Consider the following 15,575-nt stretch of genomic DNA (forward strand, 5'->3'; position numbering starts at 1 on the left):
CCAAGCGGAAGGCGACACCCATGAACATCCTCATTCTCGGCAGCGGCGGGCGCGAACACAGCCTCGCATGGGCGGTGATGCAAAACCCCAAATGTGACAAGCTGATCGTAGCCCCGGGCAATGCTGGTATCGCCCAGATTGCGGACTGCGCAGACTTCGACATCGAGGATGGCGGCGAGGTCGTGAATTTCGTGGCAGCCAACGCGATCGACTTCGTAATTGTAGGTCCGGAAGCGCCTCTGGCGAATGGCGTGGCGGATCGACTTCGCGAAGCAGGCGTGCTGGTGTTTGGCCCCTCCAAAGCAGCGGCAAGGCTGGAAGCCTCCAAGAGCTTTACCAAAGAAATTTGTGACGCCGCCAATGCGCCGACCGCGGGGTACAGCCACTTCACGAATGCCGAAGCAGCCAAGGCACACATCCGCAAAGAAGGTGCGCCCATCGTTGTAAAGGCAGACGGGCTGGCGGCTGGCAAAGGCGTCATCGTAGCAATGGACGAACAAACTGCGCTTGACGCAGTGGATGACATGTTTGGCGGCGCGTTTGGTGGCGCTGGCGCGGAAGTCGTGATCGAAGAATTCATGGAAGGAGAGGAAGCCTCCTTCTTCATCCTGTGTGACGGGAAAACAGCCCTTCCGGTCGGCACCGCACAAGACCACAAACGTGTCGGCGAAGGCGATACTGGCCCGAACACCGGCGGCATGGGCGCATATTCACCTGCGCCGGTCTTGACCGACGAAATTGCTCAAAAAGCTCTTGATCAAATTGTGCAGCCCACCATCGACGAGATGGCCAAGCGCGGTACGCCCTATCAAGGCGTTCTCTACGTTGGACTGATGATCAAAGACGGTCAGCCTCGGCTGGTGGAATACAATGTCCGCTTCGGCGATCCTGAATGTCAGGTGCTAATGATGCGTCTTGGCGCACAGGCGTTCGATCTGATGCATGCTGCGGCCGAAGAACGCCTGCACGAAACCCAGGTGAATTGGGCGAATGATCACGCCATCACAGTTGTTATGGCCGCCAACGGTTACCCTGGCGCTTATGTGAAGGGCTCGTTAATCGAAGGTCTCGAAACCCTGGTTCATGACAGCAAGAACATGGTTTTCCACGCTGGCACTTCGTCCAAGGGCGGTGCCATCACTGCCACAGGTGGCCGCGTTCTAAACGTCACTGCACGCGGTGACAGCCTGCAAGAAGCCCGCGATCGCGCCTACGCCATGATCGATCAAATCGAATGGCCGGAAGGGTTTTATCGTGCTGACATCGGTTGGCGGGCACTCTGACTCGCGTATTTCTGCGGGCGTTGCGCGGACAGCGATCGCCCCCTATCCTCCGTGCAACTATGGGGGGACTTCATGACAACGTCCGTGGACCAAGCCTACGCAGACGGCAATTTTGTCGAACTCGCCTTTGCCTTTGCACCGGTGGGTATAGTGGTGACCGAAAACCGTGTGATCCGCGACTGTAACGCCACCTTCGCTGATATGTTCCGCTATGAACGCGCAGCTCTCAAAGACAGCACCTTTGCGATCCTTTATCCAACGCAGGAGGAGTTCGCAAACATCCGCAATCGCGGCGTTCAGGAATTGCGGGAGAGCAACTTCTACTGGGACGAACGGGTGATGATGCGTCGGGGCGGGGAAATGTTCTGGTGCCGCGTGCGCGGCCACACATTCACCCCCGAAGACCCTTTGCAACGGGCCGTTTGGAGCTTTGCCGATATATCCGACACGCGCCCGTATCAGGCCCTGACACGAAGGGAACGCGAAGTATTCTCTTTGCTGGCAGAAGGTCTTACGAGCAAGGAAATCGCGCTGAAATTGGAGATGAGCAACCGGACCGTTGAAGTGCACCGCGGAAAATTGCTCAAAAAATTTGGCGTGAGCAATACAACCAGCCTGTTCCAGTCCCTTGGCGCAATCGGCACACGCCACATCTATTCAGCGAGTGACGGGACCGTGCGCTAGCTTTGTGAATCAGGGCACCTTGCAGTCCAAAGCAGTCTTCAGCGAGTTTTGTCCCCTGAACGCCCAGAGCGTTTGAGACCTCAGTTTCTTGCCATCAAAACGTGTTGCAACGACATTCCCCCAACTCCCGTCGGCGGTTATCATTTCTGTCCCGTCCCCGCAGTCGCGCAATCCACCCGAGATGAAGTCTTCGCCTATACGGTGGTTCGTGAGCCCCTTTCGACTGGCCACCTGTGTCAACGCACCACTTTCATAGCGCCAGACACGCAGGGTCTTTGCCAGATGTGGCCGGTCGATATAAGCCAACTCGACGAGACCGTCCCCATCAAGATCAGCTACGCCTACGGGCGCCAACCACCGATTTCGCTGACCAATATGGGGGGTCGCCGCAACAAGACCCTTCTCATTGTAAATCGCGAGTCGCGCGCCACCATCTTGGCTGCTTTCGATCACAATTGCTTCCAGTGCCCCGTCGCCCGTCACATCAAACAGCCGCGGTTCCAGATCCTCGAAAACCCGATCCTGCGGAAGCGTTATGGTAACTTTCTTGCCGCCTCGAAGTTTTAGCTCCAAAGCGCCATACTCGATGGCGTCGCCTAGAACACCGTGGGCGTAGCGGGTGGTCGGCTCGGTATAGCGAGCCGAGGTGATCTCGGCCGCAGCGGGAACCGCGAGCAATACCAGCAAAGCGCACCACGCCAGCCGGACGCGGCGCGCGAAGGCGTGCAAAGGGCACAACAAGAGACGCCGCGCCCCGCCCAACATCAGATCTGCTTCTCGGGCATTTTCACAACCAGACCGTCCAGCGCGTCGGTTACCTTGATCTGACAGGTCAAACGCGAGGTTGCGGGATCGGGCTCATAGGCAAAATCCAGCATGTCCTCTTCCATGTCGTCCTTTGCCGGGATCTTGTCCGTCCAGGCAGGGTCTACATAGACGTGGCAGGTCGAGCAGGCGCAAGCGCCGCCGCAGTCGGCTTCGATGCCGGGGATATTGTTGTCGCGCGCGCCTTCCATCACGGTGAGGCCGTTTGCGACCTCAACCACGTGTTCGGTTCCGTTGTGCTCGACATAGGTGATCTTGGCCATGCCTTGAGGCTCCTTCTCGTGCAGTCCGTCGGACCTTAGTTAGACAAGCGACCCGTCGCCCGCCACCCCCTTTTGCGACGCACCCCTTGTCACCTTGCGACAAAACTCAAATGTTCTATATTTGTTCCATGAATGCGCACATCACATCTGCGTGGCCCAAGCCGCCCTTTGCCCTGACTGCTGCCCGATTGGGCGAACCGCCCAATGGCGCGCGGGTCACCGTGGCCGGGCTGGTGATTCTGCGCCAGCGTCCCGGCACAGCCAAAGGCGTGATCTTTCTAACGCTGGAGGACGAGACCGGTGTGGTGAATGTGATCGTCTGGCGCAAACTCTACGAAGCCTTCCGTCGTGCCGTGATCGCCGGTCGCCTACTGCGTGTGACCGGACGTATACAACGAGAAAACAACGTCACCCATCTGATCGCCGAACGAATTGAGGACATTTCTCCCATGCTCGATAGCCTGCTTCTGCCACCAGAAAGCTGAGGCTTTTGACAAAAGCCGAAACGCGCTACAAGGGAGGCAACAAGAACACGCCTTGAGCGCGAGGCACGAGCATGACACGCCTGATCGCCCCTTTTGCGGCCCTCGCCCTGCTGACCGCAGCAGGATGCGAGCAGTCGATATCGGACCCGCCCTATCTGGCGGCGTGGTCCGAGCCGGAAATCGTGCGCGCTGAAGATGCCAAGGCGCCACCAAACGCACGTCCCGGAAGTTGCTGGGGACGAGATGTCACGCCGGCGGTACTGGAAACAGTCACCGAACAGATCATGGTGCAACCACCCGAAGTGCTTGCCGACGGCACAGTCGTCGCACCCGGCGTTTTTCGCACCGAGCAACAGCAGCGCATCGTCACAGAGCGACGGGAAACCTGGTTTGAAACACCCTGCCCGCAAGTCTGGACCGTGGAATTTACCTCCTCGGTACAACGTGCACTCAAAGTGCGCGGCTTGTTTTTCGGCACGATCACCGGTGATCTGGACAACCGCACACGCGCCGCCATCCGGCGCTACCAAAAAGCGGGCGGCCTCGACAGCTCGATACTTTCACTTGAAAGCGCCCGTCGCCTCGGTCTGATCGCAGTAGAACGCGAAGTATAGTGCGCAAGAAAAAGGGCGCCCGAAGGCGCCCCGATCCGTGAGTGAAAGTTCGTGTTATTCCTCGATGGACAAGGCCACGAAGCGAGGTTCACCACCGCGACGTACCAGCAGCAGAACCGATTTACGTCCTGCCTCCCGCACTTCGTCGATACGCGTCTCAAAATCCGAGATCGTGCGCAGTTTCTGATGGCTTGCTTCGGTAAGGACATCGCCCGCCCGAAGACCTTTTTCATAGGCCTTGGATGTTTCGTCCACACCGCTCACAACGAGCCCGTCCATGTCGTCGCCAACACCGAGTTCACCGCGCATTTCATCTGTCAAAGGTGTGACGGTCAGACCAAGGATATCCTTTTCCACCGGCTCCTCCGGTGTATCGGGCGCCGGCTGGCTGGCCGGCACCGCACCCTGCGCTTCTTCGCGACGGCCAAGTGTGACCGCAAGAGTGACCTCCTTACCGGCCCGCAGCACAACCACATCCACCGCTTTACCGACAGCCGTGTTGCCGACGCGACGCACCAGGGCACGCACATCGTCAACGTCAGCGCCATCAAAGGTCATGATTATGTCGCCCGCTTCCATGCCGGCATCCATTGCCGGACCTTCCGGCACGTCGGTGACCATCGCGCCTTTCGCATCTTCGAGACCGTCAATGGCCTCGACCATGTCCTCGGTCACGTTCTGGATGCGCACACCCAACCACCCGCGACGCGTCTCTCCGAACTCTTTGAGTTGATCGATCACGCGGGTCACAACATTGGATGCCATCGAAAAGCCGATACCAATGGAACCACCGTTGGGTGAAAGGATCGCGGTGTTCACGCCGATTACCTCACCGTCCATGTTAAACAGTGGTCCGCCAGAGTTGCCGCGGTTAATAGCAGCGTCCGTCTGGATATAGTCATCATAGCTGCCCGACAGAGCACGATTGCGCGCCGAAACAATACCGGCAGACACAGAGAACCCCTGACCGAGCGGGTTACCCATAGCGACGACCCAATCGCCAACCCGGGCGGTGTCACTGTCGCCAAACTCAACGAAATCAAGTGGCTCGTCACTTTCGACTTTCAACAGCGCAATGTCGGTATTCGGGTCAGTACCGATCACCGTCGCAGGCAGTTCCTCACCTTCGAAAAATTCGATCAGGATCTCGTCTGCGCCTTCGATCACATGGTTGTTGGTAACCACGTATCCGTCAGCAGAAATCACAAAACCGGACCCCAGCGCCGAGGTGCGGCGAGGACGATCACTGTTGCCCTGACGGTCCTGAAATTCACGGAAGAATTCCTCAAATGGTGAACCCTCCGGAACGATGCCTTGCGGACCGGTGCGGCCCGCAACCACAGTCGAAGTGGTGATGTTCACTACCGATGGACTGATTTCTTCTGCCAAGTCGGCAAAGCTATCGGGCCTTGCCTGCGCCGCCATTGCCTGAACAAGCAATGCCGTGGTGGCAACCAAAGCCACCATCATGGCCTTCATGTGCGTCATCTGCACTGGAAATGCCTTCGAAATCACGTTGGATCTCCTTGTTTGTTTGAAACCTACGGATAGGGCTGGTCTCCTATCGCTTGAGGCAAAGAATGGGACTTTGGTCTCGCAAGTGCAACCGCCGCCACATCGCGCGTTCACAATTGCGCGTGACCGTTCTGTGAATTGGGTTAAGCGACCGACCGGCGTTTAGACCCCAAGCGCCTTGGCAGTCCACACGAAGATCACACCAGCAATGACAGCCAAAAGGCCCAATGTCCTCCGCTGCCCTTCAGGCAAGGACCGCAACATCGCAAGCAAGTCCTCAACGACGGAAGGGGCCAGCACATAGACCAGCCCCTCCACAATTAACACTAGCCCAATCGCAAAAAGCGCGATGGCCATCAGTTGCGACCTTGATCGCTCTTCAGATAGTCAAAGAAATCGCTGTCCGGCGACATGACCATTGTCGAGTTATCCGCCTGCAGCGCGTTCCGATAGGCGTTTAGCGAGCGATAAAACTCGAAAAATTCCTGATCGGCGCCAAAGGCCTCGGCGAAAACCGCGTTGCGCTTCGCGTCTGCTTCACCGCGGGTGATCTCAGACTGACGACGCGCATCCGACACCAACTCGACCACAGTACGATCCGCCTGCGCACGAATACGCTGCGCGGCTTCGTTACCACGAGCGATCTCGTCTGCGGCTTCCCGTTCACGCTCAGCACGCATACGCGCGAAGGTCGCTTCAAGGTTGGCCTGCGGTAGGTCTGTGCGTTTCAGACGCACGTCGATCACTTCCAGACCAAGAGCGCGCGCTTCCGTGATCGCATTGTCGCGAATGCGGTTCATCAGCGACACACGATCCGTCGAAAGAACGGCATCAGAGCGCACTTCACCAAGAACAGCACGTGTCTCGGAACGCAGGATACTGTCCAGACGCGATTCGGCGGCTTGAATGCCTCCGGCACCAACCGCTTGACGGAACTGGGTCACATTCGCGATCCGGTACCGCGCAAAAGCGTCGACTATCAAACGGCGATCATCCGCAGGCGTGACTTCCAGAGGACCAACTTCCCGGCTGAGAATACGGTCGTCATACCGCACCACTTCTTGAATAAGCGGGATCTTGAACGCAAGCCCCGGCTCCTCCTTGACCGTCACGACACGACCGAACTGCAGAACCAATGCCTTTTCGCGTTCGTCCACGATAAAGACCGAAGACAGGACGCCAGCAACGGCCAGCACCAGAATGGGCAGGAGATAAGTTGTCTTACGCATCTTAGTTCTCCCCCTTCTTGCGCAGTTCATTCAGCGGCAGATATGGCACAACGCCCTGACCGCCTGTTTGGTCGTCGATGATGACTTTCTCAACATCGCCCAAGACCTCTTCCATGGTCTCCAGATACAAACGCTTGCGCGTTACTTCCGGTGCTTTCTTGTATTCTTCCAAAACTGCGGTAAAGCGGCTGGCTTCACCTTCGGCCTGGTTCACAACTTGTGCGCGGTAGGCTTCAGCTTCTTCCAGAATTTGCGCAGCTTCACCACGTGCAGACGCAGTCTGACGCGCGGCGTAGGCATCCGCCTCTTTCTGCAGACGGTCACGTTCCTGCGAAGCAGACTGAACTTCACGGAAGGCGTCTTTTACCGGCTCGGGTGGATCGGCGCCGTCAAAGTTCACACGGACGATGTTAACGCCAGAGTTATAGGAATCCATTGTCAGCTGGATCAGCTCAAGCAGTCGATCGGCAATAATCCCACGATCGCGGTTCAGGACCGGAGCAAGTTCGGACTGCGCAATAATCTCGCGCATCGCAGACTCCGACACCGCGCGGATGGTTTCACGCGGGTCCCTCAGGTTGAACAAATACTGGGCAGGGTCATTGATGTTCCAGACGACCTGAAAATCAATATCGACGATGTTCTCGTCACCTGTCAGCATAAGACCATCGGTTGAACCGGCGCGCGCCGGGATGTCCTCGGTCTGTTCAGTCGTGACCGGCACAACTTCCGCCGTGACAACCGGCCATGGCGCAAAGTTCAGGCCTGGTTCTCCGGTTGCGGAGTATTTGCCGAGGAACAGCTCAACTGACTTTTCTTCCGGCTTCACCGTGTAAAAGCTCGCCATGCCCCAAAGCACAGCGGCCACGCCAAGCCCGAGAAATACTGTTCCGCGATTGAGACCGGGGCCGCCTTGACCGCCCCCCTGACCGCCACGGTTAGAACCGCCGCCGTCGCCACGCCCGCCCATGAGCACGCGTAGTTGGTCCTGACCCTTTTTCATTAGATCATCGATATCGGGGATCTGCGGGCCATCGCCTTCGGGCGGGCGCTGCCCGTTCCCGTTGTTGCCGCGATTGCCACCGCCTTGGTTGCCGCCGCCCCCTCCCCAGGGGCCGCCGTTGTTACCTGCCATAAAGGATCTTCCCTTTCTTCAACATCTCTGGCGCTCCTCTAAACCTGAGGTTTACACCGGAAAAATCAAGCCAATGCGCGGCTTCACGCTGTACGCACTGGCTCCTTCATCGTCACAAGCTCTTCGGACATAGTCGGGTGCACCGCCACCGTCCGGTCAAAGTCTTCTTTGGTGGCGCCCATTTTTACGGCAATGCCCGCCAGTTGGATCATCTCGCCAGCCCCGGGCGCGACGATATGGCACCCAAGAACCTTGCGGGTTGCCTGACTCACAATCAGCTTCATCAAAACACGTTCAGCGCGTCCCGCAAAGGCCTGCTGCATCGGTTTGAAACTGGTTGCGTAAACCTCGATCGGCTCTTGATCGCGAGCATCTTCCTCGCTCATTCCGATCGTCCCCATTTCCGGCTGGGTGAAAATCGCGGTCGGAATCAGCTCGTGATCAACCGGCGTGGGATTGCCTTTGAACACCGTTTCCACAAACGCCATACCCTCGCGGATCGCAACAGGTGTCAGGTTCACACGATCAGTCACATCACCGATCGCATAAATCGAAGGAACGCCCGTCTGGCTGTACTCATCAACCTCGATCTGACCCTTACGCCCCAAGGACACGCCAACCTCTTCGAGGCCCATGTTTTCTGTATTGGGGGTACGCCCCGTTGCAAACATCACTTGGTCAAACAGGCGCTCTTCACCGTTGGTGGCCTTGACCCAAATCTTCTCGCCTTCCTTGCGCATCTCGAGGATATTGGTCCCACAATGCAGGTCCACGCCACGCTGACGCATTTCTTCGGCAACAAGCCCACGGGCTTCCTCGTCAAACCCACGCAGGATCTGTGCGCCGCGATAATACTGCGTCGTCTTTACGCCAAGCCCATTCATTATTCCGGCGAATTCACAGGCGATATAACCACCGCCAATGATCAGAATGTCTTCTGGCAGCTTATCAAGATGGAAGATCTCGTTTGAGCTGATACCCAGCTCCGAACCGGGCATGTCTGGCCATACAGGACGCCCACCCATCGCAAGCAGAATGTGCTTTGCGGTCTTTTTGGTCCCGTCCGCCAACTCTACTGTATGCGCGTCGGCAACTTTCGCCCGTAGGTCAAATGTCTCGACACCATTATTTTTTAGAATGTTGCGATAGATGCCTTCCAGACGATCCAGTTCCGCGTGCAGCTTCCCTTTGAAGCTGTCCCAGTTGAATTCTCCGGCCTGAATGTCCCAGCCATAGGCCTGAGCATCCTCAACCATTCCCGAGTATTCACTGGCAAAAACCATCAGTTTCTTTGGCACACAGCCTCGGATTACACATGTCCCGCCATAACGGTCCTCTTCGGCCAGAGCCACCTTGGCCCCGCCAGCAGCTGCAACCCGCGCAGCCCTTACACCACCGGAGCCACCACCGATGACGAAAAGATCATAGTCAAACGACATATTGTTCGCGTTCCCTTAGTCCACCAGATCGGTGAACAGATTATCTGTCTCGGCGAAATCAAGCATCGCCTCTTCAATGGTGCCTGCATTAATGTCACGCACTTCAACGCGTCCATCGCCATAACCGACAACCACAGCGTCACAGATATCGATAAACAGGCCGTTTTCAACCACGCCCGGCATTTGGTTGAGTACCATGGCAAGCTGACGCGCATCTCCGATCCGGTTCAGATGCAGGTCCAGAATGTGGTTCCCCTCGTCAGTGACAAATGGTGCCGCACCATTCATACGCATGGTGGTCGTCCGCCCAAGAACATCCATACTCACAAGGGTTTCCTCGATCAGCGCCTGGGTTGTTTGCCAACCGAAAGGCACCACCTCTACCGGAAGCGGGAAACTGCCCAGAGTCTCAACTTCTTTGCCAATGTCCGCGATCACCACCATTTGATCGCTTGCGGTTGCCACGATCTTCTCTTGAAGCAGTGCACCGCCGCCGCCCTTGATCAGGTTAAGGTCGGCATCAAACTCGTCTGCGCCGTCGATGGTCACATCAAGCCACTTGGCTTCGTCAAGGCTGATGACCTCAATACCAACTTCTCGGGCCAGCTCGGCCGTTCGGGTCGATGTGGGGACGCCCTTGATCCGCAATCCCTGCTCACGAACCATCTCGCCCAGGCAACGAACCAGCCAGGCCGCAGTCGAACCTGTGCCAAGACCGACACGCATCCCGTCCTCGACATAGTCAGTGGCCTGTTTTGCTGCCACGAATTTTGCCTTGTCGATGGGCGACAGTTCTCCGGTCATCAGGGCGACTCCTAGTTGCTTTTCAACGGTTATAGGAAAGAAGCAGCGTTGGGGCGAGAGCAGAATGGGCAAAACTTGCGCAAATCCCGCGTCAACAGGCTCTGCCACCCCTCTCTTTAACGGGTTGCGCCCCTTGCCAGAGCGTGTTTCCTATCGGAAACGTCGCAATTCGACCTCGGCTTTTCGGTGTTCTCCGACATAGTGCCGACTCGAAGCGCCCAAAGAAGGACCCGTGCCGCAAATGTTTCTATCTGTCTTCGACATGTTCAAAGTCGGTGTCGGTCCGTCCTCATCTCATACCATGGGGCCAATGGTGGCTGCGGCTCGGTTTCTGGACATGATGCGCGCGGCGCCTTTCGAATTTCACGGGCTGCGGGCCTCGCTACATGGTTCCCTTGCTTTTACAGGAGTTGGCCATGCGACAGACCGGGCCACAATTCTCGGTCTTGCGGGTTTCCAGCCTGATACCTACGAGCATGACAAAGCTGAAGCCGCGCTAGCGAACATCCGTGACACTGGCCGCGTTCAGCCTGCCGGTCTTCCCAATCTTTGGTTTGACCCCCGCGAAGACCTCAAGTTTGACTTTGGGCCCAATCTTCCCGGTCATGCCAATGGTATGATCTTGATGGCAACAGACGCCCAAGGCGACGTACTGTTGCAAGAGACCTTCTATTCCATCGGTGGCGGTTTCGTAATGACTGAGGACGAACTCGCTGCCGGAAAAGATACCGACGAAGGCGCTCCCGTACCTTACCCGTTCAAATCCGCTGTCGAAATGCTGGAGATGGCACAGACCTCTGGCAAGACCATTGCCGAAATGAAAAAGGCCAACGAGGTCGCGCGCGGATGTGCCGACAGCCTTGCCAACGGATGCGCCCGTATCTGGCAGGTCATGAACGACTGCATTGACCGCGGCCTAGCCACCGATGGAACTTTGCCCGGCGGATTGAACGTAAAAAGGCGCGCCAAGTCGATCCACGACGCGCTACAGGCCGAACGCGGCATGAACCTCAACGCGCCGCACACCATCAATGACTGGATGAGCGCCTACGCAATGGCCGTCAACGAGGAGAACGCTGCAGGCGGCCAGGTCGTGACGGCACCCACAAACGGCGCGGCCGGTGTTTTGCCTGCCGTGATCCGCTATTGGCTCGACCATGTCCCGGGTTCTACGACAACCCGCATCGACGAGTTTCTCCTGACGTCGGCGGCCATCGGCGGTCTGGTAAAATTCAACGCCTCTATTTCGGGAGCTGAAGCAGGCTGTCAGGCCGAAGTCGGCTCAGCGTCTGCTATGGCTGCGGCAGGCCTCTGCGCCGTCATGGGCGGCACGCCCAAGCAAGTGGAGAACGCCGCGGAAATCGCACTGGAACATCATCTCGGCATGACCTGTGACCCGGTAAAGGGACTTGTTCAGGTACCTTGTATTGAACGCAACGGCCTTGGGGCTATCAAAGCCGTTTCCGCGGCCTCTCTCGCCCTGCGCGGAGATGGCACACATTTCGTGCCACTGGACAGCGTTATAGAAACCATGCGCCAGACTGGTGCAGACATGCACGAGAAATACAAGGAAACCTCGCTCGGAGGGCTGGCGGTGAACATACCAAACTGCTGAGCCGCTCAAGGCCGCGCGAAAACACACCCATCAGAAATCAGTTCAGGTGGTGTCACACACAGGGCGCGCGCTACTTGAAACGCTGCCAGTACCTTTGGCACATAGTCGCGGGTTTCTGGATAGGGCGGCACGCCGTCGTGTTCAGGAATGGAGTTTTCCCCGGCATTGTATCCGGCCAGAACCAGAATTGGGTCCTGTTCGAACTCTTCCATCAAGTAGTCCAGAAACCGCACGCCGCCGCCAATATTATCCTTGGCAACCAAAGCATCGTTCACGCCGAACCTCTCCGCCGTTGCGGGCATCAGCTGCATCAGCCCCTGCGCTCCCGCAGAGCTCACCGCATCGCTGCGACCGCTTGATTCAACCGTTATCACCGCCAGCGCCAAAGCCGGCGACACCTGCGTCCCGATTGTGGCGAGAAGTATATCGGTGCCGTAGGCGTCAATCGTCTCGCGCAAATCGTCCAACCGCGGCGTTGACACGCCGGCTCCCGCGGGGGCATTGCGCAAAGTCACCAAGGCCGATTCTAGCCGACCGGGTCCGCTTTCCGCCAAAGCAGGCGAAACCTTGGACCAGAACCAGGGGTAAGCACCCGTTGCAATATCAATAGCACCACTGGCGTCGAGTTGCGGAACCGCAGCGACAGAAGCGCTGACAGACGCAGTTGGTGCGATTTGAACAGTAATGCGTTTTGCCTGTCCTGCTTTGGGCGGCTTCACCCTCTTGGCGTTAAAGTCTGGAAAGGGCGGCGGCGACTCTGCGATCACTGGAATCGCCCACAAGAGTCCAAGCGCCAATACAAAAAACGCGCGAACAACCGCCATTCTACTACCTGTTACCTGCTGCCTCGCCTGCAAGTATCGCAAATTAGAGGCTCTGGAGCCAGTTTTTGCGTCTAACAAGCGCCCAAATCCGCTGATTCCTCCACTTTTTCGCCCGATATCAATAGCTTGAAACAGGTAAATAAGATTTTTTGTACTTATATTTCTGTGACTTAACGGATTTTTAGGACTTTTTCCGAGGCAAACCCAAAAGGGAACCACTTGCGCCCAAATCCCGCCCCAATCCGAAAACATATTGCCCTCATACCAAGTCGGGCTGGCATGAGAGAGACGCCAACAAGGTTCGGCAAGGTGGTTAAAACCAACTGATCCTTTGGAGGGACACATCATGATCAAGTTCATCAAGAACTTCCGCAAAGACGAAGCCGGCGCAGTAACTGTTGACTGGGTTGTTCTGACCGCAGCCATCGTTGGCCTGGCCGTTGCAGCTTACACCGCGATCGAAACCAACACTGCTTCCCTGGCCGGCGCGACTGCTGACCTGTTGGGCGACGAGACAGCGACCGCAACAACCATCCCGACCACGCCGTAATAGCCTCTGGCTTACAGCGATTGACTGGGCGGCCGACCGCGGCCGCCTGACACATCGGGGACCATTTCCCCAAAGAGAATTCCTCTAGGAGATACACCATGATCAAATTCATCAAAAACTTCCGCAAAGACGAAGCCGGCGCAGTAACTGTTGACTGGGTGGTTCTGACCGCAGCCATCGTTGGCCTGGCCGTTGCAGCTTACACCGCGATCGAAACCAACACTGCTTCCCTGGCCGGCGCGACTGCTGACCTGTTGGGCGACGAGACAGCGACCGCAACAACCATCCCGACCACGCCGTAATCTAAGGCGACTGTCGACCAAAAAGTCCGGGGGCGGTCGAACTAGATCGCCCTTGATCTTTTTCTGAAACCAAATCGAAACCCTTTTACGTCAAGAACCCAATCAGGACAGGCACAGTCGATCAATCTCAAGAACGATTCTCTGTGTCTCGGCAATGGTACAAACCAATGCCACTTCCTAGGCTCGGCAATCCCGTCGGCCGCTCTATAGCCCGGACTCATTTAGATGACGGGTGAAAGTTCGCAGAATGCGGGGCGAAAGCACCAGATGGTGCCGACGTCTATTCAGACAGAAAGTTTGAGACCGAAATTGATCGATTGGAGGATGTACCATGATCAAGTTTTTCAAGAACTTTCGTAAGGAAGAAACCGGTGCTGTCACCGTGGATTGGGTTGTTCTGACTGCAGCAGTTGTCGGCTTGGCCGTTGCTGCTTACAGCGCGATCGAAACTCAGACTGCAAACCTTGCAGGCGCGACTGCGGATACGCTGTCGACCCAAGACGCAGCTCCGACCGCGATCCCGACCACTCCGTAATTTGGCGTGGTGACACATAAGTTTGCGTGGGCGCCAGCGTGACGCCCACGTAAACTCCAAATCCGATGTTCAAAGCGACATCACCGAGGAGAATGACATGTACAATTTTGTTAAACGCTTTCGCAAAGATGACACGGGTGCCGTTACGGTAGACTGGGTTGTTTTGACAGCAGGTGTCGTTGGCCTCGCAATCGGCGCTTTTGCAGCCATCGAATCCAACACGGCGATTCTTGCAGGTGGAACAGCGGACACTGTCGCCGCACAGGAAGCAGCACCGACAACAATCCCGACAACTCCTTAAACCGGAGTTCGCGCTTTCAAAAAGGGACCTTGCCTTGCCGGCATGGTCCCTTTTGCTCATTCTGGCTCCCTGAGGTGCCAGATCGCGGTTGCCAGACAGGCACCAATACAGCGAATTCGACCGGATTTCTGCCGTTTCGTCACAAAACGACACCGCCCAATCCCTCAAATCGCCACAATTGCCTGTCACTGAGGACAATGAGCACACGTCCGTCGGCCTTTTGCCTTCGGTTCAAAAACAACGAGGTGAAACGTCATGCGAGCGATTTTTGCTGCTGTCTTGCTAGTGGGTCTCGGGATCGCGGGTTTTGCGGTCTACATGGCCCAGGACTACATCAACCGGGTCGAATCCGCACATGCGCAGGAACGGGCGGCACGCCCAGCTATCGAACTCGTCGAAGGCTTTGTGGTCTCTCGTCCGATGAAATACGGCGAAACGCTTGAGCCCAAGGATCTTTTGCGCGTCCAGTGGCCCAAGAAAGCCATGCCCGAGGGCATGTTCCTGAAAGCCGAAGAGATCTTTCCGCCCAATGACGACCGTCGTCGCGTAATCCTGCGCAGCATGGAAAAAGGCGAGCTTCTGATCGCGGCAAAAGTGACCAAGCCTGGCCAACATGCGGGCATCACGTCTCGCCTCGCGCCCGGCCAACGTGCCTTCACGATCAAAGTCGACGCGACCTCAGGCGTGTCAGGCTTCCTCCGTCCCGGCGACCGTGTGGACGTACTGTGGACCGGAACACCGAGCGGCAAGCGCGAGCGCGGCGAAATCACCAAACTGATCGACGCCAACGTTCAGATCGTGGCCATCGACCAATCCACCAACGAGGAAGAAGAGGCTGGCCGCGTTGCGCGCACCGTGACCGTTTCCGGTACTCTTAACCAGGTCGCCGCACTGGAACTTGCCCAGCAAACCGGCCGCCTGTCGCTGAGCCTTGTCGGCGCGACCGATGACTCCGTATCCGCGGCCGTCGAAATCGACCAGCACCAGCTGCTCGGCATAGTCGAAGAAGAGGTCATCGAGGAAGTGGTCGAGGTGGAAGAAGAGCGCGTCTGCACCATCCGCACCCGCAAGGGCGCCGAGGTTGTGCAGATCCCGATCCCCTGCACCAACTGACACGGCCGTCGCTCAAAACAGATTTTTCTTTCTCAAAGGCGCCTTCGGGCGCCTTTGTT

The 15,575-nt window shown here is 57.2% G+C and carries 19 protein-coding genes; 10 read left to right on the top strand and 9 right to left on the bottom strand.

Annotated features, from left to right (window positions below):
* Nucleotides 1–20 precede the first annotated feature (20 nt).
* Together purD and BXY66_RS19180 are read left to right on the top strand one after the other, a co-directional pair.
* Nucleotides 21–1,283, top strand: coding sequence for a phosphoribosylamine--glycine ligase (purD, locus tag BXY66_RS19175; protein WP_132862021.1), 1,263 nt, complete (start codon nucleotides 21–23; stop codon nucleotides 1,281–1,283).
* 72 nt (nucleotides 1,284–1,355) lie between these two features.
* A complete protein-coding gene (locus BXY66_RS19180) occupies nucleotides 1,356–1,967 on the top strand; it encodes a helix-turn-helix domain-containing protein (RefSeq protein ID WP_132862022.1) in 612 nt (203 codons plus the stop codon).
* A gap of 9 nt (nucleotides 1,968–1,976) precedes the next feature.
* Here the strand turns inward: BXY66_RS19180 and BXY66_RS19185 are convergent, their stop codons facing one another.
* Together BXY66_RS19185 and BXY66_RS19190 are read right to left on the bottom strand one after the other, a co-directional pair.
* A complete protein-coding gene (locus tag BXY66_RS19185) occupies nucleotides 1,977–2,732 on the bottom strand; it encodes an FG-GAP repeat domain-containing protein (protein ID WP_132862023.1) in 756 nt (251 codons plus the stop codon).
* Complete coding sequence (locus BXY66_RS19190) at nucleotides 2,732–3,055, bottom strand: 2Fe-2S iron-sulfur cluster-binding protein (protein ID WP_132862024.1); 324 nt, start codon at nucleotides 3,053–3,055, stop codon at nucleotides 2,732–2,734. Before BXY66_RS19190 ends, BXY66_RS19185 begins: the two co-directional genes overlap by 1 nt.
* 110 nt (nucleotides 3,056–3,165) lie before the next feature.
* On the opposite strand from BXY66_RS19190, the gene BXY66_RS19195 reads away from it, so the two are divergent.
* Together BXY66_RS19195 and BXY66_RS19200 are read left to right on the top strand one after the other, a co-directional pair.
* Complete coding sequence (locus BXY66_RS19195) at nucleotides 3,166–3,540, top strand: OB-fold nucleic acid binding domain-containing protein (protein WP_132862025.1); 375 nt, start codon at nucleotides 3,166–3,168, stop codon at nucleotides 3,538–3,540.
* A 71-nt stretch (nucleotides 3,541–3,611) separates the two neighbouring features.
* A complete protein-coding gene (locus BXY66_RS19200) occupies nucleotides 3,612–4,154 on the top strand; it encodes a peptidoglycan-binding domain-containing protein (protein ID WP_132862026.1) in 543 nt (180 codons plus the stop codon).
* 54 nt (nucleotides 4,155–4,208) lie between these two features.
* On the opposite strand, the gene BXY66_RS19205 is transcribed toward BXY66_RS19200, so the two are convergent.
* The 6 genes from BXY66_RS19205 to rpiA all read right to left on the bottom strand — a co-directional run bounded on the left by BXY66_RS19205 (nucleotide 4,209) and on the right by rpiA (nucleotide 10,276).
* On the bottom strand, nucleotides 4,209–5,633 hold the full coding sequence (locus BXY66_RS19205; RefSeq protein ID WP_132862093.1) for a Do family serine endopeptidase: 1,425 nt from the start codon (nucleotides 5,631–5,633) through the stop codon (nucleotides 4,209–4,211).
* A 198-nt stretch (nucleotides 5,634–5,831) separates the two neighbouring features.
* Nucleotides 5,832–6,026, bottom strand: a complete 195-nt coding sequence (locus BXY66_RS19210) for a DUF2065 domain-containing protein (RefSeq protein WP_132862027.1) — start codon at nucleotides 6,024–6,026, stop codon at nucleotides 5,832–5,834.
* Nucleotides 6,026–6,898: a protease modulator HflC gene (hflC, locus tag BXY66_RS19215; protein WP_132862028.1), complete on the bottom strand. Its 873-nt coding sequence runs from the start codon at nucleotides 6,896–6,898 to the stop codon at nucleotides 6,026–6,028. Before hflC ends, BXY66_RS19210 begins: the two co-directional genes overlap by 1 nt.
* Before the next feature lies 1 nt (nucleotide 6,899).
* Complete coding sequence (gene hflK, locus BXY66_RS19220) at nucleotides 6,900–8,033, bottom strand: FtsH protease activity modulator HflK (protein WP_132862029.1); 1,134 nt, start codon at nucleotides 8,031–8,033, stop codon at nucleotides 6,900–6,902.
* Nucleotides 8,034–8,116: 83 nt separating this feature from the next.
* Complete coding sequence (gene gor, locus BXY66_RS19225) at nucleotides 8,117–9,472, bottom strand: glutathione-disulfide reductase (RefSeq protein ID WP_132862030.1); 1,356 nt, start codon at nucleotides 9,470–9,472, stop codon at nucleotides 8,117–8,119.
* A 15-nt stretch (nucleotides 9,473–9,487) separates the two neighbouring features.
* Nucleotides 9,488–10,276, bottom strand: coding sequence for a ribose-5-phosphate isomerase RpiA (gene rpiA / locus BXY66_RS19230; RefSeq protein ID WP_132862031.1), 789 nt, complete (start codon nucleotides 10,274–10,276; stop codon nucleotides 9,488–9,490).
* Between the two features lie 241 nt (nucleotides 10,277–10,517).
* Between rpiA and BXY66_RS19235 the strand changes: the two genes are divergently transcribed.
* Nucleotides 10,518–11,891, top strand: coding sequence for an L-serine ammonia-lyase (locus BXY66_RS19235; protein WP_132862032.1), 1,374 nt, complete (start codon nucleotides 10,518–10,520; stop codon nucleotides 11,889–11,891).
* Between the two features lie 5 nt (nucleotides 11,892–11,896).
* Here BXY66_RS19235 and BXY66_RS19240 read toward each other — a convergent pair whose 3' ends face one another.
* Entirely contained in the window at nucleotides 11,897–12,715 is an 819-nt protein-coding gene (locus tag BXY66_RS19240; protein WP_132862033.1) for a lytic transglycosylase domain-containing protein, read from the bottom strand.
* A 346-nt stretch (nucleotides 12,716–13,061) separates the two neighbouring features.
* On the opposite strand from BXY66_RS19240, the gene BXY66_RS19245 reads away from it, so the two are divergent.
* From BXY66_RS19245 to cpaB, 5 genes are all read left to right on the top strand, one after another.
* Nucleotides 13,062–13,265 carry a hypothetical protein gene (locus BXY66_RS19245; protein ID WP_132862034.1) on the top strand — a complete coding sequence of 68 codons (204 nt, stop codon included), beginning with the start codon at nucleotides 13,062–13,064 and terminating at the stop codon, nucleotides 13,263–13,265.
* 98 nt (nucleotides 13,266–13,363) lie between these two features.
* Nucleotides 13,364–13,567: a hypothetical protein gene (locus BXY66_RS19250; protein WP_132862034.1), complete on the top strand. Its 204-nt coding sequence runs from the start codon at nucleotides 13,364–13,366 to the stop codon at nucleotides 13,565–13,567.
* Nucleotides 13,568–13,898: 331 nt separating this feature from the next.
* Nucleotides 13,899–14,102, top strand: a complete 204-nt coding sequence (locus tag BXY66_RS19255) for a hypothetical protein (protein ID WP_132862035.1) — start codon at nucleotides 13,899–13,901, stop codon at nucleotides 14,100–14,102.
* Between the two features lie 97 nt (nucleotides 14,103–14,199).
* Nucleotides 14,200–14,403, top strand: coding sequence for a hypothetical protein (locus BXY66_RS19260; protein WP_132862036.1), 204 nt, complete (start codon nucleotides 14,200–14,202; stop codon nucleotides 14,401–14,403).
* Nucleotides 14,404–14,658: 255 nt separating this feature from the next.
* Nucleotides 14,659–15,516: a Flp pilus assembly protein CpaB gene (gene cpaB, locus BXY66_RS19265; protein ID WP_132862037.1), complete on the top strand. Its 858-nt coding sequence runs from the start codon at nucleotides 14,659–14,661 to the stop codon at nucleotides 15,514–15,516.
* Nucleotides 15,517–15,575 lie beyond the last annotated feature (59 nt).

This window comes from Shimia isoporae (genome assembly GCF_004346865.1).
In the GTDB taxonomy this organism is placed as follows: Bacteria; Pseudomonadota; Alphaproteobacteria; order Rhodobacterales; family Rhodobacteraceae; genus Shimia; species Shimia isoporae.

Coding starts and splice junctions, on each gene's coding strand:
- BXY66_RS19205 (WP_132862093.1), bottom strand. CDS start 5,633: ATGAAGGCCATGATGGTGGCTTTGGTTGCCACCACGGCATTGCTTGTT.
- BXY66_RS19210 (WP_132862027.1), bottom strand. CDS start 6,026: ATGGCCATCGCGCTTTTTGCGATTGGGCTAGTGTTAATTGTGGAGGGG.
- gor (WP_132862030.1), bottom strand. CDS start 9,472: ATGTCGTTTGACTATGATCTTTTCGTCATCGGTGGTGGCTCCGGTGGT.
- rpiA (WP_132862031.1), bottom strand. CDS start 10,276: ATGACCGGAGAACTGTCGCCCATCGACAAGGCAAAATTCGTGGCAGCA.
- BXY66_RS19235 (WP_132862032.1), top strand. CDS start 10,518: ATGTTTCTATCTGTCTTCGACATGTTCAAAGTCGGTGTCGGTCCGTCC.
- BXY66_RS19260 (WP_132862036.1), top strand. CDS start 14,200: ATGTACAATTTTGTTAAACGCTTTCGCAAAGATGACACGGGTGCCGTT.
- BXY66_RS19180 (WP_132862022.1), top strand. CDS start 1,356: ATGACAACGTCCGTGGACCAAGCCTACGCAGACGGCAATTTTGTCGAA.
- BXY66_RS19240 (WP_132862033.1), bottom strand. CDS start 12,715: ATGGCGGTTGTTCGCGCGTTTTTTGTATTGGCGCTTGGACTCTTGTGG.
- purD (WP_132862021.1), top strand. CDS start 21: ATGAACATCCTCATTCTCGGCAGCGGCGGGCGCGAACACAGCCTCGCA.
- BXY66_RS19255 (WP_132862035.1), top strand. CDS start 13,899: ATGATCAAGTTTTTCAAGAACTTTCGTAAGGAAGAAACCGGTGCTGTC.
- BXY66_RS19185 (WP_132862023.1), bottom strand. CDS start 2,732: ATGTTGGGCGGGGCGCGGCGTCTCTTGTTGTGCCCTTTGCACGCCTTC.
- BXY66_RS19245 (WP_132862034.1), top strand. CDS start 13,062: ATGATCAAGTTCATCAAGAACTTCCGCAAAGACGAAGCCGGCGCAGTA.
- hflK (WP_132862029.1), bottom strand. CDS start 8,033: ATGGCAGGTAACAACGGCGGCCCCTGGGGAGGGGGCGGCGGCAACCAA.
- BXY66_RS19250 (WP_132862034.1), top strand. CDS start 13,364: ATGATCAAATTCATCAAAAACTTCCGCAAAGACGAAGCCGGCGCAGTA.
- hflC (WP_132862028.1), bottom strand. CDS start 6,898: ATGCGTAAGACAACTTATCTCCTGCCCATTCTGGTGCTGGCCGTTGCT.
- BXY66_RS19195 (WP_132862025.1), top strand. CDS start 3,166: ATGTTCTATATTTGTTCCATGAATGCGCACATCACATCTGCGTGGCCC.
- cpaB (WP_132862037.1), top strand. CDS start 14,659: ATGCGAGCGATTTTTGCTGCTGTCTTGCTAGTGGGTCTCGGGATCGCG.
- BXY66_RS19190 (WP_132862024.1), bottom strand. CDS start 3,055: ATGGCCAAGATCACCTATGTCGAGCACAACGGAACCGAACACGTGGTT.
- BXY66_RS19200 (WP_132862026.1), top strand. CDS start 3,612: ATGACACGCCTGATCGCCCCTTTTGCGGCCCTCGCCCTGCTGACCGCA.